The organism is Nonomuraea polychroma (assembly GCF_004011505.1).
Classification (GTDB): domain Bacteria; phylum Actinomycetota; class Actinomycetes; order Streptosporangiales; family Streptosporangiaceae; genus Nonomuraea; species Nonomuraea polychroma.
On sequence record NZ_SAUN01000001.1, the window covers coordinates 5,059,419 to 5,082,993 of the forward strand.

Below are 23,575 nucleotides of genomic sequence, written 5' to 3' on the forward strand. Positions count from 1 at the left end.
GAGCACCCGGCCAGGCATCACAGGCACGTGTGACGCAAGTGAGATCACCCTCCGATACTGCTTTCGGGTGGTTTCGCCCACGGGTCTCTCTTGTTACCGCTGTGCTACAAGCACGGGCGTTCGCGGTTGGCGGGAGGCGATCGCGGGAAACGTTCACCGTGACGACGCGCTTATCGGGGAGTGGCGGGGTGACGGTCCGGCCTATTCGCACGTTCGACGATCCGGTGCTGCGCGCGGTCGCGGCGCCGATCCATGACTTCGATCGGGAGCTGAGGCGGCTGGTGAAGTCGCTGACCGCCACGATGCGGGCGGGAGCCGGCCGCGCCGGGCTGTCGGCGCCGCAGATCGGGGAGCCGGTGCGCGTGGTGGTCTACGCGTACGACGGCAGATCAGGCCATCTGGTCAATCCGCGGCTCGAGTTGTCGGAGCGGCGGATCGTCGCCGACGAGGCGTGCCTGTCGGCGCCGGGCGTGTGGTGGCCTCTGGAACGTTCCTACATGGTCACCGCGCGGGGCCGCGACATGTTCGGCAAGCCCGTGACGGTGCGCGCGCTCGGCGTGCTGGCGAGGGTGCTGCAGCATGAGACCGACCACCTGGACGGCGTGCTGTTCAGCGATCGCCTCGAAGCGGCTGAGCGGGAACGCTTTCTCGCGGCGGCCCTGCCAGGCTGAGCTCCCGTCGCTGTTCCGGGTCGGTGCCACCCCAGACCCCGTACGCCTGCCGGGTGGCCAGCGCGTACTCCAGGCACGGCTCGCGCACGGCGCAGCCGTGGCACACGGACTTGGCCCGCTCGACCTGTGACTGGCTCGGCCCTTCCATCGAGATCGGGAAGAACAATTCCGGGTCCAGGTCAAGGCAGGCGGCTCTGCGTGTCCAGTCGAGCATCATCATCATGACGTTCGCGCCTACCCATGCCGTCCGGGGTCATACCTCAGCGAGCAGGCGGTCCCAATCGGACAGGAACCGGCCGAGCCCGTAGCGGGCCAGCGCGGCGGCCCGCGCCTCCTTGCCCGCCTGCGCGGCGCTCTCCGGGTCGGCGGCGAACGCGTGCAGGGCGTCGGCCAGCACGTGGACCTTCGTGGACAGCACGCCGGCCTCCGGCGGCACCGCCTCGACGGCCTCGGTGGCGGCCAGCGCGACGACCGGCATGCCCAGGGTCATGGCCTCGATGAGGGCCAGACCGAGCGAGGTCCACCGGTAGGGATGCAGGTAGACGCGCCGCTTGGCCAGCTCGGCGTGCATGAGGTGCTGCGGCAGGTCCTCGTACGCGCGGTACGGCAGCCCGTTCACCCGCATGCCGAAGACGTCGAGCGGGACCCGCTCGGCGAAGCGGGGCAGCAGGTCGGTGCCGGCGACCCGGGTACGGCGCACCGGCTCGTTGACCACGACGCCGGCCCGGGGCAGCTCGCCCGTGTAGAGATGGCCGGGGTCGGGGACGCCGTGCTCGATGACGCGCGTGGGCGCCTTGCCGTTGTCCCAGTAGAGCTCGTTGAAGTGGGTGACGTGGACCAGCGTGATGTCGGTGCGATCGGCCAGCGGGTGCCGGGTGTGGGGCACGTCGCCCTTGGGCGTGTTGTGCTCGACGTAGATGCCCGGCACGTCGCGGCCGAGCCATTCGCGGGCCAGGTCGATCTCGTGCGGCCGCTGGTAGACGGCCACGTCGATGGGCTCGTCGCGGAGCCGGTCCCACGGGACCTCGCGGGCGCTGTCCGGCCAGTCGTAGGTGGCCGCTCGCCCCCGCCCGTCGGGACCCCGATCAGGGACGAGCGGCAGCACGTACGTGTGCCCGCCGCGGATGAAGGCGCTCGTCCACGCTCCGTGCACGTGCCAGATGAGGATCCTCACCAGCGGCTCCAGCCCATGGCGCGGGCCCATGGCGCGGCGATGCGGGCTCCGGCGGGCACCGGGTCCTCGGCGTCGGTGAGCACCCGATCCACGACCTCGATCAGGTTGTCAGCGACCTCGGGAGCCTGGTCGATCTCCTCCGGCCGCGTCACCTCGGTGGGGACGAGGATGCCCCTGGCGCCGGCGGCCCTGGCGGCTTCCATGTCCCTGCCGATGTCGCCCACGACCACGCAGTCGCGCGGGCTCACGTCGAGCACGGCAGCGGCCCTGATCACGAGCCCGGGCGCCGGTTTGCGGCAGGTGCAGCCGTCGGCGTCGTCGTGGACGCAGATCGCCCACGCGTCGAACGGGCCGAGCAGTTCCTCCACCCTCGCGTTCACCTGGTCCATCTCGTCCGGGGATACCAGGCCCTTGGCCACGCCGGACTGATTGGTGACCACGGCCACCGGCACGTCAGCGCGGCGCAGCCGGACCAGCGCCTCCAGTGCGCCCGGCATCGGCTCGACCCGGTTCGGGTCGCCGTTGTACGGCACGTCCCTGATCAAGGTCCCGTCCCGGTCGAACAGCACGGCGCCGGGACGTCGCATTTCGAACACCTTTCACCTCCGTCGCATGTCGGCCAGCTACCCGGGGACATCCCCGGCAAACAACTACGTACCGTGACCAAGTGCAGGCCGCTGCACCCGTTTCCGCATCTCGGAGAGTTGCCGCAGGTTTGAGGACCGCTTCTCTCGGTAGCGGTTCACGACATCTGTGGGGGAGGAAAGATGCGATTTCTCGGCATCAACGCGATCTTTCACGACCCGGCGGCGGCGCTGGTCGTCGACGGACGGATCGTGGCCGCGGCGGAGGAGGAGCGCTTCAGCCGCCGCAAGCACGGCAAGCGGCCGCTGGCGTTCTCGGCGTGGGAACTGCCCGAGCTGGCCGCCGCCTGGTGCCTGCGCAAGGCGGGCCTCGCCCCCGAGGACATCGACGCGGTGGCCTACTCCTACGACCCCGCCCTGGTGACGCAGCGTCCGGACGGCGATTGGGAGGACCTGCGCACGACGTACGCGGTGCGGGCCCCGCTGTTCCTCGCCACCGCGCTGCCGGGACTGGACCCGGGCCAGGTCTCCTACGTGCCCCACCATGTGGCGCACGCCGCCTCGGCGGGGCTCGCATCGCCGTGGCGCGACTGCGCGGTGCTGGTGTGCGACGGCCGTGGCGAGAACGTCTCCCACCTCGCGGGCCGTTACCGCGACGGCGAGCTGGACGTGCTGGCCACCCAGGAGCTGCCGCATTCGCTCGGCCTCATGTATGAGGACGTCACGCAGCACCTCGGCTTCCTGCGCTCCAGCGACGAGTACAAGGTCATGGCGATGGCCTCCTACGGCGTGCCCCGCCATCTGGAGGCGCTGCGCGAGGTCGTCTACACGACCGGCGACGGCGGGTTCCGCGTCGAGCCGGTCGACTGGAACGTCTACGCCAAGGCCCTGCCCAAAGGCGCCTCGTGGACCTCCGACCACGCCGACCTGGCCGCCAGCGTGCAGGCCCGGCTGGAGGAGGTGCTCATGGAGCTCGTGCGCTGGCTGCACGAGCGGACCGGCGAGCGACGGCTCGCGCTGGCCGGCGGTGTCGCGCTGAACTGCGTGGCCAACACTCGGCTGCTGGACGAGGGACCGTTCGACGAGGTGTGGGTGCAGCCCGCCGCCGGCGACTCGGGCACCGCGCTGGGCGGCGCGCTGCACCTGGCGCAGGCCCACGGCGAGCCGATCGCTCCGATGGCCACCGCGGCACTGGGACGCGGTTTCACCGACGAGGAGCTGGGGGCGTGGCTGGACGTGGCCCGCGTGCCGCACAGCCGGCCCGCCGACCTGGCCGCTGCCGTGGCCGCCGAGCTGGCCGACGACAAGATCGTCGCCTGGTTCCAGGGGCGGGCCGAGTACGGGCCCCGGGCGCTCGGGCACCGGTCGCTGCTGGCCCATCCCGGGCACGCGCGCAACACCGAGCGGCTCAACGACGTCAAAGGACGCGAGCAGTTCCGGCCGATCGCGCCGATGGTGCTGGAGTCGCGGGCGGCCGAGATCTTCGGGCGCGGGCCTGTGCCGTCGCCGTACATGCTGTTCGTGCACGACGTGGACCCGGACTGGGCGGCGCGGATCCCGGCGGTGGTGCACGTGGACGGGACCGCGCGCATCCAGACCGTCTCCCCCGCCGCCGAGCCGCTGATGGCGCGGGTGCTGGCGGAGTTCGAGTCGCGCACGGGGCTGCCCGTGATCGTCAACACGAGCCTGAACACCGCGGGTCGGCCCATGGTGGACGACCCGCGTGACGCGCTCGAATGCTTCGGGTCCGCGCCGGTGGACGTGCTCGTGCTCGGGCCGTACGTGGTGCGGCGCGGGGAGGTGTTCGCCTCGTGATCACCGTCGTGATCCCCACCATCGGACGGCCGTCGCTCGGCGACACCGTGGCCGCTGTGGGCCCCGGGGTGCCGGTGATCGTGGTGGACGATCGCGTTACGGATGGCGATCGAACGGGTACTCTCCGTCGTGGCGGTGGCAGTCGCACGAAGGAGCGTGGTGTGACGCTGCCCGCCATCAGTGGTTTTGAGCATGTACGCGTCGTCCGATCGGGCGGCGGGGGGCCCGCCGCGGCACGGAACGCCGGGTGGCGGGCCGCGGACACGCCCTGGGTGGTGTTCCTCGACGACGACGTGATCCCCGAGCCCGGGTGGGCCGAGGCGGTCTGGAAGGACCTGGTGGATCTGCCCGAGGACGTGGCGGGCAGCCAGGGGCGCATCGTGGTGCCGCTGCCGTCCGGCCGCCGGCCGACCGACGCCGAGCGCAACACCGCCGGGCTGGCGGACGCGCTGTGGGTGACGGCCGACATGGCCTACCGGCGGTCGGTGCTGGAGGCGGTCGGCGGATTCGACGAGCGTTTTCCGCGCGCCTATCGGGAGGACGCCGACCTTGCGCTGCGGGTCGCGCAGGCAGGCCACCGGCTCGTGCGGGGCGAGCGGGTGACGGCTCATCCGGTACGGCAGGACGGGTTCTGGGCCAGCGTGCGCTTCCAGCGGGGCAACGCCGACGACGCGCTGATGCGGCGGGTGCACGGGCCGGGATGGCGTGAGGCCATCGGCGGCGGGCGCGGACGGCTGCGCGCCCACGGGGTGACCACGGCGGCCGGGCTGGCGGCGGTGACCTTGGCGGGGCTCGCCGCCCTGCGTGCCCGCCGGTCGAGCGACCGCCTCGCCGGGGCCGGCGCGCGGGTGCCCGGTCGGGGGTCGGCCGTCCTGGCCGGGGTCGCCGGGGTCGTGTGGGCGGGGTTGACGGCGGAGTTCGCGTGGCGGCGGATCGCGCCGGGGCCGCGTACCCCCGATGAGGTGTGGCGGATGGTCGTCACCAGCGTGGTGATCCCGCCGGTCGCGTGCGCGCACCGGCTTCGGGGGGAATGGAGGGTGCGGCGATGAGCGCTCGCGTGCCGGGAGCGGTGCTGTACGGTGCGGGTCCGTGCGTGACGGCGGGCGCCGCGAGGTGCGGCCCCGCGGCCAAGGCCACGGCCACCGCCGAGAAGACGGAACGGGCCGCCGCCAAGAGCGCCGGCGGCCGGGGGCGCGTGCTCGTGGCGCGGCTCGACGACGCCGGGGACGTGCTGCTGGCCGGGCCCGCCGTCCGGGCCGTGCGCACGCTGGCCGACGAGGTCGTCTTCCTGGCCGGCCCACGTGGCAGGGCGGCTGCGGAGTTGCTGCCCGGCGTGGATCACGTCGTGGAGTGGCGGGCGCCGTGGATCGACCACACTCCCCCGCCCGTGACCAAGGCGCAGGTCGCCGACCTGGTCGGGCGGCTGCATGGGGTCGACGAGGCGGTGCTCCTCACCTCGTTCCACCAGTCGGCGCTCCCGCTGGCACTGCTGCTCAGGCTGGCCGGCATCCGCAGGATCACCGCGATCAGCAACGATTACCCCGGCTCGCTGCTCGACGTGCGCCACGTCGTCGACGAGAGCGTCGACGTGCCCGAGGCCGAGCGGATGCTGGCGGTGGCCCGCGCCGCGGGGTTCGAGCTGCCGGCGGGCGATGACGGCAAACTCGCAGTTCAACGGCCATTGCCGGATATAGACAAATTTACGGGGCATTTGCTCAGCGTCGGCGCCGATGCCGGCAAGGGTGCCGCCAAAGGTGCCGGCAAGGGTGCCAACGACGGCACCGGCAAAGGCGCGTACGTCGTGGTGCATCCGGGGACGTCGGCGCCCGCGAGGACCTGGCCGGCCGAAAGGCATCGGCAGGCCGTGCGGGAGCTGGCGGAGGACGGGCACCGAGTGGTCGTGACCGGCACGGAACGTGACCTCACCGCCTATGTGGCCGGCGACGACGCGGCCGACCTCGGCGGCGCGACCACTTTCGCCGAACTGGCCGCCGTGCTGGAACGCGCCAGCGTGCTCGTGGCCGGCAACACCGGTCCCGCGCATCTGGCGGCGGCGGTCGGCACGCCGGTCGTGAGCCTGTTCGCCCCCGTCGTCCCGGCGGCGCGGTGGGCCCCGTACGGGGTTCCCGCGGTGCTGCTCGGCGACCAGCAGGCGCCCTGCAGGGACAGCAGGGCGCGCACCTGCCCGGTCCCCGGACACCCATGCCTGTCCCAGGTCACAAGTGAGCAGGTGGTCAAGGCAGTGAGGGAGCTGACTCAGTGAAGGTCGATCTCATCTCCGAGCACGCGGACCCGCTGGCCGCTGTCGGCGGCGTCGATGCGGGCGGCCAGAACGTGCACGTCGCCGCTCTGGCCGTCGCGCTGGCCGAGCGCGGGCACACGATCGTCGTCCACACCCGGCGCACGTCGAGGTCGCAGCCGTCGTCGGTGCCCCTGGCTCCCGGCGTCACGGTCGAGTACGTGCCGGCCGGTCCCCCGGTGCCGATACCGAAGGACGAGCTGCCGCCGTACATGCCGGAGTTCACCGACCGCCTCGCCGACGCCTGGGCGGTCGACCCGCCGGACGTCGCGCACGCCCACTTCTGGATGAGCGGGCAGGCGGCGCTGCAGGCGGCCGACGGCATCCCTGTCGTGCAGACCTTCCATGCGCTCGGCACGGTCAAGCGGCGCTGGCAGGGCGAGGCGGACACCAGCCCCGCGCACCGGCTCGACACCGAGCGCGAGATCGGCAAACGGGCCGACGCGGTGCTCGCGACCTGCAGTGACGAGGTGGGCGAGCTGTGCGCGATGGGCGTGCCCGAACATCGGATCACCATCGTGCCGTGCGGAGTGGACCTGGCGGCGTTCTGCCCGGACGGGCCCGTGGCCCCGGTGGCGGCGCTGACACGCGCGGGCTGCTCACCACGCCCGGCGGGACAGATGATCCTGTGCATCGGCCGGATGGTGCCGCGCAAGGGCGTGGACACCGTCATCGCGGCGCTGCGCCAGCTGCCCGGCGCCGACCTGGTGATCGCCGGCGGCAGCCCGGACGACGAGGAGTCCGTCAGGCTGCGCGACCTGGCCGCCGGATACGGCCTCGAGGAGCGGGTCCACGTGATCGGCAGCGTGCCGCGCGCGCAGGTGCCGGCGCTCATGCGCTCGGCCGACGTCGTGGTGACGGTGCCGTGGTACGAGCCGTTCGGCATGGTCCCGGTCGAGGCGATGGCGTGCGGCGTCCCCGTCGTGGCGTCCGCGGTCGGCGGGCACCTGGACACGGTCGCCGGCTGCGGCGTGCTGGTGCCGCCGCGCCGCCCGCGCGCGCTGGCCAGAGCGCTGAAGGACCTGCTCGGCGACCCGGACAAGCGGGCCAGGCTCGGCGCGGCGGGGGCCAGGCGCGCCCGGGAGAGGTACGGCTGGCCGCACGTGGCCGAGCGGACCGAGACCGTGTACACGCAGGTCATCGACGGCAAGCTGTGCGGCTTGGCGGCCCTGGGGGGTTGATCGTGGACACTCATCTGGAAAAGCTCTGGAACACCCTGGAGAAGGTCGACGCCCAGGCGGCCGGGGTCCGCGCGTGGGGCGCGAAGCTGGCCGGTGTGCTGGACTCCGGCGGCCGCCTGCTGGCCTGCGGCAACGGCGGCTCGGCGGCCGAGGCGCAACACCTGACGGCCGAGCTGGTCGGCCGGTTCAGGGAGGACCGGCGGCCGTTCGCGGCGATCCCCCTGCACGCCGACGGCTCGTCGCTGACGGCGATCGCCAACGACTTCGGCGCCGAGGAGGTCTACGCCCGCCAGGTGCGCGCGCACGGCCGGCCCGGCGACGTGCTGCTGTGCCTGTCCACCAGCGGCACCAGCCCGAACGTGCTGGCCGCTGCCAGGGCGGCGCAGGACGTCGGGGCCCTGGCGTGGGCCATGACCGGGCCGGCGCCCAACCCGCTGGCCGCGCTGTGCGACGACGCGGTGGCCGTGCCCGCGAAGGAGACGGCGACCGTGCAGGAGGTGCATCTCGCGCTGATCCACTTGCTGTGCGATGCGGTGGAGGAGGCGCTGTGAGGGATCCGCAACGGAGTGAGGACACCCATCACAGCCCGCTGGAGGCCGGCCCGCTCGTGGTGCTCGGGGACACGTTGCTCGACGTGGACGTCGAGGGCGAGGCGGAGCGGTTGTGCCCGGACGCGCCCGTCCCCGTGGTGGACATCGCCGCCGAGCAGGCGCGCCCGGGCGGCGCGGGCCTGGCCGCGCTGCTGGCCGCCCGCGACGGCGCCGACGTCGTGCTGATCACCGCGATCGGCGACGACCCCGACGGGCACCGCCTGTGCGGGCTGCTGTCGGAGGAGCTCGACCTGATACGGCTGCCGCTGCGCGGCGGCACCGTGCGCAAGACCCGCGTCAGGGCCAGGGGCCAGACGCTGGTCAGGCTGGACACCGGCGACGGCACCGCCAGGTACGCCCCCAGCGAGGCGGCGGCCGAGGCGATCGCCGCGGCCGGCGCGGTGCTCGTGTCCGACTACGGCAGAGGCGTGGCCAGAATGGCGCGCGAGCTGCTGCGCGAGACGCGCGTGCCCGTGGTGTGGGACCCGCACCCGCGAGGTGAGCAGCCGATGCCCGGCTGCGCGCTGCTGACGCCGAGCGAGGCCGAGGCGCGGGTGTTGTGCCCGTCCGCCTACCGCGGCCCCGACCAGGCCGCCCGCCGGCTGGTGCGGGAGCTGCGGGCCAGGGCGGTGGCCGTCACGACGGGCGCGCACGGGGCCACGCTGGCCATCGAGGGCGGCCCGCTCACCCGGGTGCCGCCGCCCGTGCGGGCCGGCGGCCAGGACGCCTGCGGCGCGGGCGACCGGCTGGCCGGCGCGGCCGCCCTGGCGCTGCGCGACGGCGCCGGCGCGGCCGACGCGGTGGCGATCGGCGTCGGCGAGGCGTCCCGTTTCGTGGAGCGCGGCGGCGCCGCCTCCGTCAAGGTGCAGGAGCAGCGGCTCGGCGACCGGCCGCGCACGGCGCTGGAGGTGGCCGGGCTCACCCACGCCAACGGCGGCCGGCTGATCGCCACCGGCGGCTGCTTCGACCTGCTGCACGCGGGCCACGTGAGCCTGCTGCGGCGGGCGAGGGCGCTGGGCGACGCGCTCGTCGTCTGCGTCAACTCCGACGAGTCGGTGCGCCGGCTGAAGGGCCCCGACCGGCCCATCGTGGACGCGCGCGACCGGGTCGAGGTGCTCAGGGCGCTCGCCTGCGTGGACGCCGTGCTGGTGTTCGAGGAGGACACCCCGGCCCGCGCCATCGAGCTGCTGCGCCCGGACGTGTGGGTCAAGGGCGGCGACTACGAGGGGGAGGTCCTGCCCGAATCCGAGGTCCTGGCCCGGCTCGGCGCGGAGATCGTCGTGCTGAGCACCCTGCCGGGACGTTCGACAACCAATCTGATCAGGGAGATCCAGTGAACATCTTGATTACCGGGGGAGCCTCCGGGCTCGGTCTGGCCACCGCCGAGGCCGTGGAGAAGGAGGGCTGGCGGGCGCTCGTCGTCGACGTCCGTGCGCCGGACCAGCGATTCGACTACGTCACCGCGGACCTGTCCGACCGCGGCGAGGCCGAGCGGGCGGTACGCGAGCTGGCCGAGCGGGCCGGCGGCCTGGACGGCGTGGTGACGGCCGCGGGCATCGACGCGTGCGGCCGGCTGGAGGACGTGCCCGCCGACGACTGGGAGCGGGTCATCAAGGTGAACCTGCTCGGCACGGCGTCCGTCGTGCGGGCGGCGCTGCCGTACCTGAAGCACACCCGCGGCAAGGTCGTCACCTGCGCCTCGACGCTGGGGCTGCGGCCGCTCAGCGACGCGTCGGCGTACTCGGCGTCGAAGTTCGGCGTCGTCGGCCTCACCCGGGCGCTGGCGGTCGAGCTGCGCGGCGAGGTGGGGGTCACCCTGCTGATCCCGGGCGGCATGCGTACCGCCTTCTTCGACGGGCGGCCGGAACAGTACAAACCAGGCCCCGAGGCCGGGCTGAACGATCCGGCCGACGTCGCGCAGACCGTGGTGTTCGCACTGCGGCAGCCGGCCGGATGCGAGGTGAGAGAGCTCGTCGTGTGCCCCTCGACGGAGACGTCATGGCCCTAGAACTGCTGGTGCTGCGCGGGCTCGGCCTGGGCGACCTGCTCACGGCCGTGCCCGCGCTGCGGGCGCTGCGCCAGGCGTTCCCCCGGCACCGGATCACTCTCGCCGCGCCGCGCGCGCTGGAGGCGTTGCTGCCGCTGATCGGCGCGGTGGACGACCAGGTGGACGTGTCCGGTCCCGGCCCGCTGCCGATGGACAGGCTGCCGTTCGAGCGGCCGGACATCGCGGTCAACCTGCACGGGAAGGGGCCGGAGAGCATCGACGCGCTGCGGCGCGCCCAGCCGGGGCGGCTGATCAGCTTCGGCACGGGCCCGCCGTGGCAGGACGGCGTGCACGAGGTGCGGCGCTGGTGCTCGCTGCTGGAGTGGCACGGCATCCCGGCCGACCCCGCGGACCTGACGCTCGGCATCTCCGACCGCACGGGGCCGGCGATCGTGCACCCGGGCGCGGCCTATCCGGCGCGGCGCTGGCCGCCCGAGCGGTTCGCGAAGGTCGCGGCCGCGCTGGACGACGTGGTCGTCACCGGCACCGACAATGAGGTGCCGATCGCCAGGAAGGTCGCCGAGCTGGCCGGGCTGCCGCCCGAGCGCATGCTGGCCGGGCAGACGCGCATGGCCGACCTGATCGACCTGGTCAGCAGGGCCAGGCTGGTCGTCTGCGGCGACACCGGCGTCGCGCATCTGGCGACGGCGTTCTGCGTGCCGTCGGTGGTGTTGTTCGGGCCGGTCTCGCCGGCGTTGTGGGGCCCGCCGCCCGGCTGGCGCCACGTCGCGCTGTGGGCCGGGCGCTGCGGGGATCCGCACGGCCAGCGGGTCGATCCCGGCCTGCTGAAAATCGAGGTTTCCGAAGTCGTGGACGCTGCCTTGGAGGTCACGTCATGAGGGCTCTGGTCACCGGGGGCGCCGGGTTCCTCGGCTCCTACCTGTGCGAGCGGCTGCTGGAGGAGGGGGCGGAGGTCGTCTGCATGGACAGCTTCCTCACCGGCGGCCCGCGCAACGTCGAGCATCTGATGGACCGGCCGGAGTTCCGGCTCATCGAGTGCGACCTGACCGGTTTCGTACATGTGCCGGACCGGCTGGACCTCGTCCTGCACTTCGCCTCGGCCGCCTCGCCGGCCGACTACCTGCGCTATCCGATCGAGACGCTGCGGGTGGGCAGCGTGGGCACGCTGCACGCGCTGGGGCTGGCCAGGGAGAAGGGCGCCAGATTCGTGCTCGCCTCGACCAGCGAGGTGTACGGCGACCCCCTGGAGCACCCGCAGAAGGAGACGTACTGGGGGAACGTGAACCCGGTCGGCCCGCGCAGCGTCTACGACGAGGCCAAGCGCTTCGCCGAGTCGCTGACCACGGCCTACCGCCATTCGCGCGGCACCGACACCGGCATCGTGCGGATCTTCAACACGTACGGCCCGCGCATGCGCCCGTTCGACGGGCGGGCGATCCCGACGTTCATCCGGCAGGCGCTGACCGGTGAGCCGATCACCATCACCGGCGACGGCTCGCAGACCCGCTCGATCTGCTACGTGGACGACACCGTGTCGGGCATCCTCGCCATGGCGCGCAGCGACTTCGCCGGCCCGGTCAACATCGGCAACCCGGACGAGCTGACCATGCTCGAGCTGGCCTCGACGATCAGGGATCTGGCCGGGTCGTCGTCGGAGATCGTGTTCGTCGACCGGCCCGCCGACGATCCCAAGGTCAGGCGGCCGGACACGACGCTGGCTGCCGAGCGGCTCGGCTGGCGGGCCCAGGTGCCCGCGCGGGAGGGGCTGCGCCGCACGATCGAGTGGTTCTCGGCGGAACTGGCCGCGATCGAGCAGCTCGAGCAGGTCCGGACCTGAGCGTGGCGCGGACCGCGATGGTGGTCGTCGACATGCTCAACCCGTACGACCACAAGGACGCCGATCAGCTCGCCGGCAACGTCGCGCCGATGGTGTCGGCGTTGGCGGCGCTCGTCACCCGTGCGCACGAGCACGACGACGTCGACCTGATCTACGTCAACGACCACTACGGGGATTTCGCCGCGACGCGGGAGGACATCGTGGAGCGGGCGCTGCGCGGGCGGCGCCCGGATCTGGTGGAGCCGATCGTGCCGCCGGCCGACTGCGCGTTCCTGCCGAAGGTGCGCCACAGCGCGTTCTACGGGACGGCGCTGGAGTATCTGCTGCGGCGGCTGGGCGCCGGGACGGTGCTGCTGGCCGGGCAGGTGACCGAGCAGTGCATCCTGTACAGCGCGCTCGACGGCTACATCAGGGAGTTCTCCATCATGGTGCCGCCCGACTGCGTGGCGCCGATCCACCACGACCTCGGCCGGGCGGCGCTGCGCATGATGGAGCGCAACATGTCGGCCGAGATCGTCCCCGCCGGGAGCTGCCTGCTCTAGCCCCCGTCCGCCGCACATCCGGTGTCCTCACACGCCGTCCGGCCCAGGCCCCTCCACCCTCCCGAAGGGACCCGCCGTTCCGGGCGCCTCCTCCCGAAAGGACGCCCGCGCCGCCAGCCACGCGCCGGCTCGGTGAAACGATCTCATGCGGGGTGTGATGATCAGATCCGGGGGTTGGTTCTCAGACCGGACCAGAGGATTCCCGGACCAGGCATGGGCGGGCGTCCTTCCCGGGACGGGCAAGCCGCCCTCGGAAGGACGCCCAGCGGTGACCGCCTCGCTAGAGCGCGATGCCGAGCAGCGCGTCCGCCAAGTCCTTGACCAGGGCGGGGGCATCAGGATCCGGGCCGCCGCCGGTGAGCGCGGCCTCGACCCAGTCGTCGATCGCGGCCAGCGCCGACGGCGTGTCGAGGTCGTCGGCCAGGCGCTCGCGCACCCGCGTCAGCAGCTCCCCGGCGTGCGGCCCGGAGGCCAGCCCGACGGCCGAGCGCCACCGGGCCAGCCTGCGCTCCGCCTCGGCGATCAGGCCGGGGACGTATTCCCAGTCGGCGCGGTAGTGGTGGGCCAGCAGCACGAGCCTGACCGCCATCGGGTGGTGCTCCTGGCGCAGCTTGGAGACGAAGACCAGGTTGCCCTTGGACTTCGACATCTTGTCTCCGTCCAGGCCCACCATGCCGGCGTGCGTGTAGAACTTGGCGAACGGCCACTCCCCCGTGGCCGCGTGCCCTTCGGAGGCGCCGCACTCGTGGTGCGGGAAGATCAGATCGGAGCCCCCGCCGGCGACGTCGTAGCCGGCGCCGAGGTTGTCCAGGGCGATGGCGGTGCACTCGATGTGCCAGCCCGGGCGGCCCTTGCCCAGCGACGACTCCCAGGCCGGCTCGCCGGGCCGCTCCGCCCGCCACAACACCCAGTCCAGGGGGTTGCGCTTGCCCGCCCGGTCCGGGTCGCCGCCGCGCTCTCCGAACAGGGCCAGCATCTCCTGCTCGTCGTAACCGGACACCTGGCCGAACTTGGGGGCGTCGGCCACGCTGAAGTAGACGTCGCCGTCCAGGACGTAGGTGACGCCCTTGGCCGACAGCTTGGCGATCAGCTCCGCCACCCTGCCGACGACCTCGGTGACGCCGACGTACTCACGGGGCGGCAGGATCCGCAGCGCCTCCATGTCACCGCGGAACAGCTCGATCTCCCGCTCGGCCAGGTCCTGCCAGTCGACGCCGGTCTGGGCGGCCCGCTCCAGCAGCGGGTCGTCCACGTCGGTGGCGTTCTGCGTGTAGTGAACCTCGTGGCCCGCGTCCCGCCACATCCGGCCGACCAGGTCGAAGGCGTGGTAGGTGTTGGCGTGGCCGAGGTGCGTGGCGTCATAGGGGGTGATGCCGCAGACGTACATCCTGGCGGTCGGCCCGGGATCGGTCTGCCGCACCTGCTTGGCCGAGGTGTCGTAGAGACGCAGCGGAATGCTCTCACCAGGGAGCTTTGGAACGTTCTGGGCAGACCACGATCTCATGTCCCTGAGCCTATCCGTCCCGATCTGCGGTCAGGTCGGTGAAGTCGTACGTCACACCGTCCGGCGCGAGCGCCACCTCCATCACCGACAGGGAGGCGAAGACCCGGCCGTCGGGCAACTCGTGCCGCACGATGAGCGCGCCCGGGTCCGCGGACGGCTCCGCCGTGATCAGCTCCCGCCAGACCTCGGTCTCGAACCTCGGCAGGTACGCGATCACACGCTCATTGGCCGGGTCCAGGCCCGAGTTCACGATCATGCTGGTGCCGTCGGGCAGGGCGGAGACGGTGGTGCGCTCGCCGTCCCAGCTCAGCAGCCGCACCCGCGCCAGGTCGGCGAGCACCAGGTGAAAAGGGTCGTAGCGGGTCAGGTCCACGTCGGGCAGCTCGCCCGTGTACGCGGCACGCAGCGCCAGGTCGCCCCGCGAGACCTTCGTGGTCTCGGGCGCGGGCCTGCCGTAGGCGTTGAGGAGAGCGGCGGCGCGGCGGGCCGCCGGGTGGAGGGCCAGCCAGGTGCCGCCGGCCTTGAGATCGCGCCCGCCGATCACGCCCGGGTAGTCCGGCCAGTGCTCGCCCGGTCCCTCCCAGGGCCGGTCGGCGAACTCGTCTCTCACACCCATGAGGGTCAGCGGCTGCCCGGTTCTCACGATCAGCGTGCACATGGGCAAAGGGTATTAAACAGGCGCTGACGATCAGATGGGGGGCCAGGGAATCGCGGGCCAGCCCTCCGACGGATACGGGTGCACCCCGGTGTCCAGCAGCCGCCTGACCCGCTGCCAGGTGGCCTCGACCTCCGCCATCGTCAGCAGCTCGCGCAACCTGCGCCCCAGCGCGCCCGACTCCAGGTCACGCTCCAGCTTGGCCAGCACGGCCACGGCCTCCCTGGCGAGCGGCTTGCCACGCCACTGCCAGAGCACCGTGCGCAGTTTGTCCTCGACGGAGAAGCACACCCCGTGGTCCACCCCGTAGACGTGCCCCGTCGGCAGCGGGAGCAGGTGACCGCCCTTGCGGTCGGCGTTGTTGACCACCGCGTCGAACACCGCCATCCGGCGCACCACCGGATTGCGGCTCTTGACCAGCCGCATCAGGTCGATCTCACGCTCGGTGTCGATCCACAGCTGCACCATGCCAGGGCCGAAGGGGCCCTCGCGGTAGACCGTCGGAGGCACGATGCGCCACCCCGTGGCCTGCGACACCTCGTAGGCGGCGACCTCGCGCGCAGCCAGAGTGCCGTCGGGGAAGTCCCACAGCGGGCGCTCGCCACGTACGGGCTTGTAGACGCAGGCGGCCGAGCGCTCGCCCAGCTTGACCGAGCAGTAGAGCGTCATGTTGGTGGCCTCGACGAGGCGTCCCGCCACCTCCAGGCGGCCGTCGCGGAGCAGCGTGAGGGCCTCCTCGTCGTGCATGCCCGGCGGGTTGGACGGTTTGACGGCCGGTTCGCTCTCCGGAGCGGTCACAAGGCCTCCTTCGTCGGCCTCGTGACCAAGGTGCTGCGTCTGATTGTTCCCTCGCTTCGCTCGCTCACGTAGCCGCCTCACCCCCGCGGTATCCATTGAGGCGTACGCAGACATGTCCAGTGGCGTCGAGTGGCTGCCCGCACAACGGGCACGGCGGGCGGCCCGCCGCGACGATCTGCAGGGCCCGCTGGGTGAAGGCGCGCGCGGCGCCCGCGCTGATCCGCACCCGCAGCACCGCGGGGTCCGGGCTTTCGAGATCGTCCTCGTCGATGACCTCCTGCGCCTCGATCACCACCTGAGATCTCTCCGCGTCCCACGCCAGTGCCATGGTGCCCACGCGGAAGTCCTCCGCGACCGGCACGTCGAGCGGCTCGTCGTCGGTCAGGTCCGCCGGCGCCAGTGCCGGCACGTGTGCGGTGCCCCCGCTGAGACGCAGCACCTCGTCGAGCAACTCGTCAAGCCTGCCCGCGAGCGCGGCGACCTGAAGCTTCTCCAGCGCCACCGTCGTCAGTCTGCCCTCGGCCCTGGCCTGCAGAAAGAACGCCCGCGCGCCCGGCTGCCCGAGGGCACCGGCGACGAACCTCTCTGGTGGGTCGTAGTCGAAGACCGGCATAGCCTGACCTTACGTGGTTCCGGACCCGCCACCGACGGCGGCATCGCTCCCGGTGATGTTTTCTCCCCCGTCTTTCTCCTCCGAATCCTCGGGAAGCCGCAATTCCCCCATATCGTTGAGCCTGAGAACAAAGGGGCGCAAGGGGGCATAGCGAATGACGGTGAGAGCCGCCGGATCAGCCGTTATCCGCTGAAAATGATCGAGGTGGAGGCCCAGAGCGTCGGCGACGATCGACTTGATCACGTCGCCGTGGCTGCAAACCAGGTAGACAGCCTTCTCCCCCAGGCGTTGATTCCACTCCCGGACCGCCGAGACGGCGCGATGTTGCATTCCGGACAAGGACTCCCCATCCGGGAAAGCCGCCGCGCTGGGGTGGGCCTGCACGACCTGCCACAGCGGCTCCCGGGCGAGCTCCTTCAGCGGCCGGCCGGTCCAGCCGCCGTAGCCGCACTCGATGAACCGCTCGTCGATCTCCACACCGAGCTCCCGGCCCTCGGCCACCGCCTCGGCCGTTTCCGTGCAGCGTTCGAGCGGACTGGAGACAATGGCGTCGAGCCTGACGCCGGCGATGCGCACGGCGAGCGCGGCAGCCTGCGCCCGGCCCGCCTCGCTCAGCCGCACCCCGGGGGTGCGGCCGGCGAGCACCGGCCCGGTGAGGTCGGTCAGCCCGTGCCGGGCCAGAAGCAGCGTGGTCACCCCGCAAGTGTCGCAGGCGTCGATCACAGTGTCGAAGCCGGGCGGACGATGCCGCCCGGACGGCCAATGAGAAACCTGCGAGGGGGGCCGCCGCTATGGCGATGGCCACCAACGACAGCCGGGCGGCAGCCTGATGAGCAGGTTTCTTGTTGGTAACCTGGCGGGATCATGGAGCAGCGCTATGTCGGCCACAGCGGCCTGTCGGTGTCCCGATTGGGGCTCGGCACGATGACCTGGGGCCGTGACACCGACGCGGACGAGGCGGCCGCCCAGCTCCGCACGTTCGTGGACGCGGGCGGCACTCTCGTCGACACGGCGGACGTCTACACCGGCGGCGACGCCGAGCGGCTCCTGGGCAGGCTGCTGCGCGACTCGGTGCCGCGTTCGGAGCTGGTGATCTCCACCAAGGCCGTGGTGACGCCGGCGGGCCGGCGTCCGCGCGACGCCTCCAGGCGCCACCTGATCGCCGCGGTCGACGACTCGCTCAACCGCCTCGGGCTCGACTACGTCGACCTGTGGCAGCTGCACACGTACGACGACGAGGTGCCGCTGGAGGAGACGCTGGCCGCGCTCGACGCGATCGTCGCCTCCGGCCGGGCCGTCTACGCGGGCGTGTGCGACTACACCGGCTGGCAGCTGGCGGCCGCGGCGGTCACCCAGAAGATGATCCCCGGACGCATCCCCATCACCGCGGCACAGGTGGAATACTCCTTGCTGGCCCGCGAGCCCGAACGCGAGCTGCTGCCCGCCGCCGCCCACCTCGGCGTCGGGGTGCTGGCCTGGTCCCCGCTGGGCCGCGGGGTGCTGACGGGGAAATACCGCACCGGCATCCCGGCCGACTCCCGGGCCGCGACGCCGCACTTCGCCGACTTCGTGCGCCCCTACCTCGACGAGAGGAGCCGCCGGGTGGTCGAGTCCGTGATGACCGCCGCCGACGGGCTGGGGGTGTCGCCTCTGGCCGTGGCCCTGTCGTGGGTGCGCGACCAGCCGGGCGTGGCCTCGGCCATCGTCGGCGCCCGTACGCACGCGCAGCTCACCGGGGCCCTGCCGGCCGAAGACGTGGTGCTGCCCATAGAGATCCGAGAGGCCCTCGATGACGTGTCGTCACTCGACTGATCACGAACGAGAGCAACACTCGCGTATCACTAGTCGATACCGAATCGCAACGTTACCCGCGAAAAGCCTGCGCCTGACGAGCGATATCCATAAAGATTTCCTTCGGAGGCGACGCAGGAGGGGACGGATGGGGAGCAGGGCCGCGATCTCGGCCGGAGTTCTCGCGGTGGCGCTGTCGACCGCCCCGGCCGCGGCCTCGGCCACGGTGTCCACGGGATCCGCCACGGGCCAGGACTGCACGCGCGAGGGAGGCCTGCTGTCCGGGGTGACCAACACCCTCTGCGACGTCGTCAACACGGTCACCGACACGGTCGACTCACTGACCGGCGGCACCACCGACCCGGTGACGAGCGGGGTGGACAAGACCACCGACGACGTGCTCGGACGGGTCGGCACCGCGGTCCCCACCGGCACACCCTCCCCCTCCAAGACCGCCGGCCCGTCGGCCACCCCGTCCAAGACCGGGCTGGTGCCCGAAGGGCTCGGCGACGTCTGCCTCCCCGTGCTGGCCTGCGAGGACAAGTCGGGGCACGACAAGGTGTCACCGCGCCCCACGCCGTCCCCCGACCGCACCTCCCACGACGGCGAGAAGGACTCCTCCGCGGTGGCGACCGGCGAGCCCAGGCCGCCGGAGAGCCGGCCGCAGCAGATGGACAACGAGCGGCCGGTGTCCGAGCGGCCGACCGCCGACACGGACGAGCCGCGGGTGGACCTGCTGTGGCCCAACCCGTTCGCGCACGAGCTGACGGTGCCGATGCAGGACCAGCAGGTGATCCGGCCCACCCCGCCGGCCTCCGACGTGCTGGGGACGGTGCTGACGATCGCCATGCTGGGCTCGGCGGTGCTGGCGACGCGGATCGTGCAGCAGCGGCGGCAGCGTGCGGAGCAGGTGGAGTCGATCCCGTTCGAGCCGGCCCGCGTCGGCAGCGGCCGCCACCGCCTGGCATAAGCCATCTTCGTGAGCCGCGACGTCGCCATCAGCCTGGACTTCGGTCACGGCATCGACGTCGAGGACATCCTCGACCGGCTCGCGCAGGGTCAGGCGCCGATGGCGTGAACGCCGCCGTCCACGTGGACGATCTCGCCGGTGGTGGCGGGGAACCAGTCGGACAGCAAGGCCACGCACGCCTTGGCGGCGGGGATCGTGTCGGACAGGTCCCAGCCCAGCGGGGCCTTCTCCGGCCAGCTGTCCTCGAACTCCTTGAAGCCCGGGATCGACTTGGCGGCCATCGTGCGCAGCGGGCCGGCGGCGACCAGGTTGACGCGGATGTTCTGCTTGCCGAGGTCACGGGCCAGGTAGCGGCTGCAGGACTCGAGGCCGGCCTTGGCGACGCCCATCCAGTCGTAGACGGGCCATGCCTTGGAGGCGTCGAAGTCGAGACCGACGACCGCGCCGCCCTCCTTCATCAGCGGCAGGCAGGCCACGGCCAGGGACTTGAACGAGTACGTCGACACTTGCAGGGCGGTGGCGACGTCCTCCCACGAGGTGTTGAGGAAGTTGCCGCCGAGCGCGGTCTGCGGGGCGAAGCCGATCGAGTGCACGACCCCGTCAAGGCCGTCGACGTGCTCGCCCACCCGTGCGGCCAGGGTGTCGAGGTGCTCGGTGTTCTGGACGTCGAGCTCCAGCACCGGCGCCGGCGAGGGCAGGCGCTTGGCGATGCGCTCCACCAGGCTCAACCGGCCGAACCCGGTGAGGACGACCGTGGCGCCCTCCTCCTGCGCCAGCTTGGCCACCGAGAACGCGATCGACGCGTCGGTGAGCACGCCGGTCACCAGGATCCGCTTGCCTTGGAGAATGCCCACGTCAGTGCCCCATTCCGAGTCCGCCGTCGACCGGGATCACGGCACCGGTGATGTAGGAGGCGTCGCCGCTCGCCAGGAAGCGCACGACGCGCGCGATCTCCTCGGGGGCCGCCTGCCGCCCGAGGGGGATGTTCGCGACGATCTTCTCGTGGTCGAGATCGGCCGTCATGTCGGTGGCGACGAAGCCGGGCGAGACCACGTTGACCGTGATGTTGCGCGAGCCGTACTCGCGTGCGAGGGAGCGGGCGAAGCCGACCAGGCCGGCCTTGGAGGCGGCGTAGTTGGCCTGTCCCGCCTGGCCGGACAGGCCCACGACGGAGGAGATGAGGATGATCCGGCCGCGCTTGAGCTTCATCATCGGGCGGATGGCCCGCTTGGCGACACGGTAGGCGCCGGTCAGGTTGGCGTCGATGACGTCGGTGAAGGCGTCTTCCTTCATCATCGCCAGCAACGTGTCCTTGGTGATGCCGGCGTTGGAGACCAGGACCTCGACCGGGCCCTGCTCGGCCTCCACCTTGTCGAAGGCGGCCTCGACGTCGGCCGTGCTGGTGACGTCGCAGCGCACGCCGAACAGGCCCTCGGGCGGCTCCCCCGATCGGTAGGTGACCGCGACGGCGTCGCCTGCCGCGGCGAGTTCACGGGCGATCGCGAGGCCTATGCCGCGATTGCCCCCGGTGACGAGTACTGAGCGTGCCATGAAACCTGACGTTATCTCCTACCCGCCGGTATCGACTTGTCCGGGTGGCACAAGATCACGGGGTTAGGATCGTGGACATGCGCCAGATCGATCCCGATTTCCTGGAGCTGCCGCTGCGGCAGCTCGCGGACGCCGCCTTGCAACGCGCTCGCGACCTCGGCGCCGAGCACGCCGACTTCCGGCTCGAACGCGTCAGAGCCGAGACGCTCAGCCTCTACGACACCCGGCTCGAGGGCGCCATGGACGCCGACGACCTCGGTTACGCCGTGCGGGTGGTCAAGGGCGGCACGTGGGGGTTCGCCGCCGGCATCCACCTGACGCCCGAGGCCGCCGCGGTGGTGGCCGAGCAGGCGGTGCGGGTGGCGGAGGTGAGCGCGCCCATCAACAGGGAGCCGATCGAGCTGGCGCCGGAGCCGGTGCACGCCGAGGCCGTGTGGGTGTCGTCGTACGACGTGGACCCGTTCGACGTGCCGCAGGCCGACAAGGTGGGCCTGCTGGCGGCGTGGTCGGCCGGGCTGATGAAGGGCGCCGACCACGTGTCGGCGCGGCTGCTGCAGGTCAAGGAGCAGAAGTTCTACGCCGACACGGCCGGCACGGTGACCACGCAGCAGCGGGTGCGGGTGCACCCCAAGCTCAACGCGATGAAGGCGCACGAAAGCGGCTTCGACGACATGTCGACGATCGCGCCGCCGGTCGGGCGCGGCTACGAATACCTGACGGGCACCGGCTGGGACTGGCCGGCCGAGCTGGACCAGCTGCCCGAGCTGCTGGCGGAGAAGCTGGCGGCGCCGTCGGTCGAGGCGGGCGACTACGACCTGGTGATCGACCCGTCCAACCTGTGGCTGACGATCCACGAGTCGATCGGCCACGCCACCGAGCTGGACCGGGCGCTCGGCTACGAGGCGGCCTACGCCGGCACCAGCTTCGCCACGTTCGACCAGCTCGGCGAGCTGGTCTACGGCTCGCCGCTGATGAACGTGACCGGCGACCGGACCGTCACCCACGGCCTGGCCACGATCGGCTACGACGACGAGGGCGTGCAGGGGCAGAGCTTCGACATCATCAGGGACGGCATCCTGGTCGGCTACCAGCTGGATCGGCGGATGGCGCTGATGAAGGGGCTCGGGCGGTCCAACGGGTGCGCCTTCGCCGACTCGCCGGGGCACATGCCGATCCAGCGCATGGCGAACGTGTCGCTGGTGCCGGCGCCGGACGGGCCCTCGACCGAGGAGCTGATCGCCGGGGTCGAGCGGGGCATCTACATCGTCGGCGACAAGAGCTGGTCGATCGACATGCAGCGCTACAACTTCCAGTTCACCGGGCAGCGGGCGTACCGGATCTCGCACGGGAAGCTGGCCGGGCAGATCAGGGACTTCGCCTACCAGGCGACGACCACGGACTTCTGGTGGTCGATGGAGGCGGTCGGCGGACCGGACACGTACGTGCTGGGCGGGGCGTTCAACTGCGGCAAGGGCCAGCCGGGGCAGGTCGCCCCGGTCAGCCACGGATGCCCGTCGGCGCTGTTCAAGGGCGTGCGGATCCTCAACACCGTGCAGGAGGGCGGAAAGTGACACCCCAAGAGATCGTGGAGAGGGCGCTGGAGCTCTCCCAGAACGACGGCTGCGTGGTGCTCGTGGACGAGGGGTCCACGGCCAACCTGCGCTTCGCGGGCAACACGCTCACCACGAACGGCGTCGCCCGCTCGTCCCGGCTGACCGTGATCTCGATCGCGGGCGAGGGCGTGGGGGTGGTGTCGCGGGCGTCCGTACGCGAGGAGCAGCTCGCGGACATCGTGGCGGCGGCGGACGCGGCGGCGCGGGACGCGCAGCCTGCCGAGGACGCCCGCCCGCTCGTCGAGGGCGTGCCCCAGTCGGCCGATTGGGGCTCGGACGTGCGTCCGACCGACATCGGGGTGTTCGAGGGGTTCGCGCCGGCGCTCGGCGAGGCGTTCGCGGCAGCGGAGGCGGGCGGCAGGAAGCTGTACGGCTTCGCCGAGCACTCGCTCACCTCGACCTTCCTCGGCACGTCCACGGGGGTGCGGCTGCGGCACGACCAGCCGACCGGGCGGCTGGAGCTCAACGCCAAGTCGGCCGACCTGAAGCGGTCGGCGTGGACCGGCGTGTCCACGGAGGACTTCACGGACGTGGACGTGGCCGCGCTCGACTCCTCGCTGGCGCAGCGGCTGGAATGGGCCAAGACCCGGGTGGACCTGCCGGCCGGCCGCTACGAGACGCTGCTGCCGCCCAGCGCGGTGGCCGACCTGATGATCTACCTGTTCTGGTCGGCGGGGGCCAGGGACGCGCTGGACGGGCGGTCGGTGTTCTCCAAGCCGGGCGGCGGCACCCGGGTGGGCGAGCAGCTCGGCAGGCTGCCGGTGACCTTGTCGAGCGATCCGGCCGCCGCGGGCATCGCGTGCGCGCCGTTCGTGACCGCGCACGCCTCCAGCAGGCAGAGCTCGGTCTTCGACAACGGGCTGCCGCTGGAGCCGACCGACTGGATCAAGGACGGGCGGCTGGAGGCGCTGCTGCAGACGCGGTACTCGGCCCAGCTGAGCGGGCTGGCGGTGACGCCCGGCATCGACAACCTCATCATGACGGGGGCCGAGAGCGGCCGGTCGCTGGAGGAGATGATCGCCTCCACCCAGCACGGGCTGCTCGTCACCTGCCTGTGGTACATCCGTGAGGTCGATCCGCAGACGCTGCTCGTGACCGGGCTGACCCGGGACGGGGTCTACCTCGTGGAGCACGGCGAGGTCGTGGGCGAGGTCAACAACTTCCGGTTCAACGAGAGCCCGGTGGACCTGCTGGGACGGCTGACGGAGGTGGGGGCGAGCGAGCGCACGTTGCCGCGGGAGTGGAACGACTACTTCCAGCGGACCGTCATGCCGCCGGTCCGGGTGCCGGACTTCAACATGTCCACGGTCAGCCAGGCAAGCTGACGACCCGGCTGGGACGGGACGCGCCGCTCGGGTTGAGGTGCCCCCGAGCGGGCG

General features: G+C 72.1%; 25 protein-coding genes. 15 read left to right on the forward strand and 10 right to left on the reverse strand.

The genetic code is table 11. From position 1 onward, the window contains the following. Window positions 1-188 precede the first annotated feature (188 nt). Window positions 189-671, forward strand: a complete 483-nt coding sequence (locus tag EDD27_RS23120) for a peptide deformylase (RefSeq protein ID WP_127934223.1) — start codon at window positions 189-191, stop codon at window positions 669-671. Here EDD27_RS23120 and EDD27_RS23125 read toward each other — a convergent pair. The 3 genes from EDD27_RS23125 to EDD27_RS23135 are packed head-to-tail and all read right to left on the reverse strand — an operon-like array spanning window position 610 to window position 2,432. Beyond that, entirely contained in the window at window positions 610-894 is a 285-nt protein-coding gene (locus EDD27_RS23125) for a WhiB family transcriptional regulator (protein ID WP_479680929.1), read from the reverse strand. The genes EDD27_RS23120 and EDD27_RS23125 overlap by 62 nt on opposite strands. 30 nt (window positions 895-924) lie before the next feature. Continuing rightward, a complete protein-coding gene (locus tag EDD27_RS23130) occupies window positions 925-1,875 on the reverse strand; it encodes a glycosyltransferase (protein WP_127934224.1) in 951 nt (316 codons plus the stop codon). Beyond that, window positions 1,842-2,432 (reverse strand): D-glycero-alpha-D-manno-heptose-1,7-bisphosphate 7-phosphatase, encoded by a 591-nt coding sequence (locus EDD27_RS23135; RefSeq protein ID WP_164903760.1) that lies wholly within the window; start codon window positions 2,430-2,432, stop codon window positions 1,842-1,844. Before EDD27_RS23135 ends, EDD27_RS23130 begins: the two co-directional genes overlap by 34 nt. Window positions 2,433-2,612: 180 nt before the next feature. Between EDD27_RS23135 and EDD27_RS23140 the strand changes: the two genes are divergently transcribed. From EDD27_RS23140 to EDD27_RS23185, 10 genes are all read left to right on the forward strand, one after another. Beyond that, window positions 2,613-4,244 carry a carbamoyltransferase family protein gene (locus EDD27_RS23140; protein WP_127934225.1) on the forward strand — a complete coding sequence of 544 codons (1,632 nt, stop codon included), beginning with the start codon at window positions 2,613-2,615 and terminating at the stop codon, window positions 4,242-4,244. 161 nt (window positions 4,245-4,405) lie between these two features. Continuing rightward, window positions 4,406-5,293, forward strand: a complete 888-nt coding sequence (locus tag EDD27_RS23145) for a glycosyltransferase family 2 protein (RefSeq protein WP_338324660.1) — start codon at window positions 4,406-4,408, stop codon at window positions 5,291-5,293. Further along, entirely contained in the window at window positions 5,290-6,507 is a 1,218-nt protein-coding gene (locus EDD27_RS23150) for a glycosyltransferase family 9 protein (RefSeq protein WP_127934227.1), read from the forward strand. Before EDD27_RS23145 ends, EDD27_RS23150 begins: the two co-directional genes overlap by 4 nt. Next, window positions 6,504-7,724, forward strand: coding sequence for a glycosyltransferase (locus EDD27_RS23155; protein WP_127934228.1), 1,221 nt, complete (start codon window positions 6,504-6,506; stop codon window positions 7,722-7,724). Before EDD27_RS23150 ends, EDD27_RS23155 begins: the two co-directional genes overlap by 4 nt. Window positions 7,725-7,726: 2 nt before the next feature. Beyond that, entirely contained in the window at window positions 7,727-8,275 is a 549-nt protein-coding gene (locus EDD27_RS23160; protein WP_127934229.1) for a D-sedoheptulose-7-phosphate isomerase, read from the forward strand. Beyond that, on the forward strand, window positions 8,272-9,651 hold the full coding sequence (locus tag EDD27_RS23165; protein WP_241564206.1) for a PfkB family carbohydrate kinase: 1,380 nt from the start codon (window positions 8,272-8,274) through the stop codon (window positions 9,649-9,651). The genes EDD27_RS23160 and EDD27_RS23165 overlap by 4 nt, the downstream gene beginning before the upstream one ends. Then, entirely contained in the window at window positions 9,648-10,322 is a 675-nt protein-coding gene (locus tag EDD27_RS23170) for an SDR family oxidoreductase (RefSeq protein ID WP_127934230.1), read from the forward strand. Before EDD27_RS23165 ends, EDD27_RS23170 begins: the two co-directional genes overlap by 4 nt. Next, on the forward strand, window positions 10,313-11,200 hold the full coding sequence (locus tag EDD27_RS23175; protein ID WP_127934231.1) for a glycosyltransferase family 9 protein: 888 nt from the start codon (window positions 10,313-10,315) through the stop codon (window positions 11,198-11,200). Before EDD27_RS23170 ends, EDD27_RS23175 begins: the two co-directional genes overlap by 10 nt. Beyond that, the gene (locus EDD27_RS23180; protein WP_127934232.1) at window positions 11,197-12,159 is read left to right on the forward strand and encodes a UDP-glucuronic acid decarboxylase family protein; all 963 of its coding nucleotides are present in this window, start codon (window positions 11,197-11,199) and stop codon (window positions 12,157-12,159) included. Before EDD27_RS23175 ends, EDD27_RS23180 begins: the two co-directional genes overlap by 4 nt. 2 nt (window positions 12,160-12,161) lie before the next feature. Next, window positions 12,162-12,701 carry a cysteine hydrolase family protein gene (locus EDD27_RS23185; protein ID WP_127934233.1) on the forward strand — a complete coding sequence of 180 codons (540 nt, stop codon included), beginning with the start codon at window positions 12,162-12,164 and terminating at the stop codon, window positions 12,699-12,701. A 280-nt stretch (window positions 12,702-12,981) separates the two neighbouring features. On the opposite strand, the gene mshC is transcribed toward EDD27_RS23185, so the two are convergent. The 5 genes from mshC to EDD27_RS23210 form a co-directional block, all read right to left on the reverse strand. Continuing rightward, entirely contained in the window at window positions 12,982-14,205 is a 1,224-nt protein-coding gene (gene mshC / locus EDD27_RS23190) for a cysteine--1-D-myo-inosityl 2-amino-2-deoxy-alpha-D-glucopyranoside ligase (protein WP_127934234.1), read from the reverse strand. A 10-nt stretch (window positions 14,206-14,215) separates the two neighbouring features. After that, on the reverse strand, window positions 14,216-14,863 hold the full coding sequence (locus tag EDD27_RS23195; RefSeq protein ID WP_127934235.1) for an NRDE family protein: 648 nt from the start codon (window positions 14,861-14,863) through the stop codon (window positions 14,216-14,218). 30 nt (window positions 14,864-14,893) lie between these two features. Continuing rightward, window positions 14,894-15,658, reverse strand: a complete 765-nt coding sequence (locus EDD27_RS23200; protein WP_127934236.1) for an SCO1664 family protein — start codon at window positions 15,656-15,658, stop codon at window positions 14,894-14,896. Window positions 15,659-15,722: 64 nt separating this feature from the next. Next, window positions 15,723-16,271 carry a DUF3090 domain-containing protein gene (locus tag EDD27_RS23205; RefSeq protein WP_127934237.1) on the reverse strand — a complete coding sequence of 183 codons (549 nt, stop codon included), beginning with the start codon at window positions 16,269-16,271 and terminating at the stop codon, window positions 15,723-15,725. 9 nt (window positions 16,272-16,280) lie between these two features. Continuing rightward, a complete protein-coding gene (locus EDD27_RS23210) occupies window positions 16,281-16,967 on the reverse strand; it encodes an MSMEG_4193 family putative phosphomutase (RefSeq protein WP_127934238.1) in 687 nt (228 codons plus the stop codon). Between the two features lie 168 nt (window positions 16,968-17,135). On the opposite strand from EDD27_RS23210, the gene EDD27_RS23215 reads away from it, so the two are divergent. Next, window positions 17,136-18,083 carry an aldo/keto reductase gene (locus EDD27_RS23215; RefSeq protein WP_127934239.1) on the forward strand — a complete coding sequence of 316 codons (948 nt, stop codon included), beginning with the start codon at window positions 17,136-17,138 and terminating at the stop codon, window positions 18,081-18,083. A 127-nt stretch (window positions 18,084-18,210) separates the two neighbouring features. Continuing rightward, on the forward strand, window positions 18,211-19,032 hold the full coding sequence (locus tag EDD27_RS23220) for a hypothetical protein (protein WP_127934240.1): 822 nt from the start codon (window positions 18,211-18,213) through the stop codon (window positions 19,030-19,032). An 89-nt stretch (window positions 19,033-19,121) separates the two neighbouring features. Here EDD27_RS23220 and fabI read toward each other — a convergent pair whose 3' ends face one another. After that, window positions 19,122-19,886, reverse strand: coding sequence for an enoyl-ACP reductase FabI (gene fabI / locus EDD27_RS23225; RefSeq protein ID WP_127934241.1), 765 nt, complete (start codon window positions 19,884-19,886; stop codon window positions 19,122-19,124). A 1-nt stretch (window position 19,887) separates the two neighbouring features. Next, entirely contained in the window at window positions 19,888-20,583 is a 696-nt protein-coding gene (locus EDD27_RS23230; protein ID WP_127934242.1) for a beta-ketoacyl-ACP reductase, read from the reverse strand. Between the two features lie 77 nt (window positions 20,584-20,660). Between EDD27_RS23230 and EDD27_RS23235 the strand changes: the two genes are divergently transcribed. Both EDD27_RS23235 and EDD27_RS23240 read left to right on the forward strand, forming a co-directional pair. Further along, window positions 20,661-22,154 (forward strand): TldD/PmbA family protein, encoded by a 1,494-nt coding sequence (locus tag EDD27_RS23235; protein ID WP_127934243.1) that lies wholly within the window; start codon window positions 20,661-20,663, stop codon window positions 22,152-22,154. Next, window positions 22,151-23,521, forward strand: a complete 1,371-nt coding sequence (locus EDD27_RS23240; protein ID WP_241564207.1) for a metallopeptidase TldD-related protein — start codon at window positions 22,151-22,153, stop codon at window positions 23,519-23,521. Before EDD27_RS23235 ends, EDD27_RS23240 begins: the two co-directional genes overlap by 4 nt. The last annotated feature ends 54 nt before the right edge of the window (window positions 23,522-23,575 follow it).

Excerpts from the sequence above, each read along its gene's own strand:
- EDD27_RS23125 (WP_479680929.1), bottom strand. The coding sequence starts at position 894 with ATGATGATGATGCTCGACTGGACACGCAGAGCCGCCTGCCTTGACCTG.
- EDD27_RS23235 (WP_127934243.1), top strand. The coding sequence starts at position 20,661 with ATGCGCCAGATCGATCCCGATTTCCTGGAGCTGCCGCTGCGGCAGCTC.
- EDD27_RS23195 (WP_127934235.1), bottom strand. The coding sequence starts at position 14,863 with ATGTGCACGCTGATCGTGAGAACCGGGCAGCCGCTGACCCTCATGGGT.
- EDD27_RS23180 (WP_127934232.1), top strand. The coding sequence starts at position 11,197 with ATGAGGGCTCTGGTCACCGGGGGCGCCGGGTTCCTCGGCTCCTACCTG.
- EDD27_RS23135 (WP_164903760.1), bottom strand. The coding sequence starts at position 2,432 with ATGCGACGTCCCGGCGCCGTGCTGTTCGACCGGGACGGGACCTTGATC.
- EDD27_RS23175 (WP_127934231.1), top strand. The coding sequence starts at position 10,313 with ATGGCCCTAGAACTGCTGGTGCTGCGCGGGCTCGGCCTGGGCGACCTG.
- EDD27_RS23230 (WP_127934242.1), bottom strand. The coding sequence starts at position 20,583 with ATGGCACGCTCAGTACTCGTCACCGGGGGCAATCGCGGCATAGGCCTC.
- EDD27_RS23220 (WP_127934240.1), top strand. The coding sequence starts at position 18,211 with ATGGGGAGCAGGGCCGCGATCTCGGCCGGAGTTCTCGCGGTGGCGCTG.
- EDD27_RS23140 (WP_127934225.1), top strand. The coding sequence starts at position 2,613 with ATGCGATTTCTCGGCATCAACGCGATCTTTCACGACCCGGCGGCGGCG.
- EDD27_RS23205 (WP_127934237.1), bottom strand. The coding sequence starts at position 16,271 with ATGCCGGTCTTCGACTACGACCCACCAGAGAGGTTCGTCGCCGGTGCC.
- EDD27_RS23150 (WP_127934227.1), top strand. The coding sequence starts at position 5,290 with ATGAGCGCTCGCGTGCCGGGAGCGGTGCTGTACGGTGCGGGTCCGTGC.
- mshC (WP_127934234.1), bottom strand. The coding sequence starts at position 14,205 with ATGAGATCGTGGTCTGCCCAGAACGTTCCAAAGCTCCCTGGTGAGAGC.
- EDD27_RS23130 (WP_127934224.1), bottom strand. The coding sequence starts at position 1,875 with ATGGGCCCGCGCCATGGGCTGGAGCCGCTGGTGAGGATCCTCATCTGG.
- EDD27_RS23215 (WP_127934239.1), top strand. The coding sequence starts at position 17,136 with ATGGAGCAGCGCTATGTCGGCCACAGCGGCCTGTCGGTGTCCCGATTG.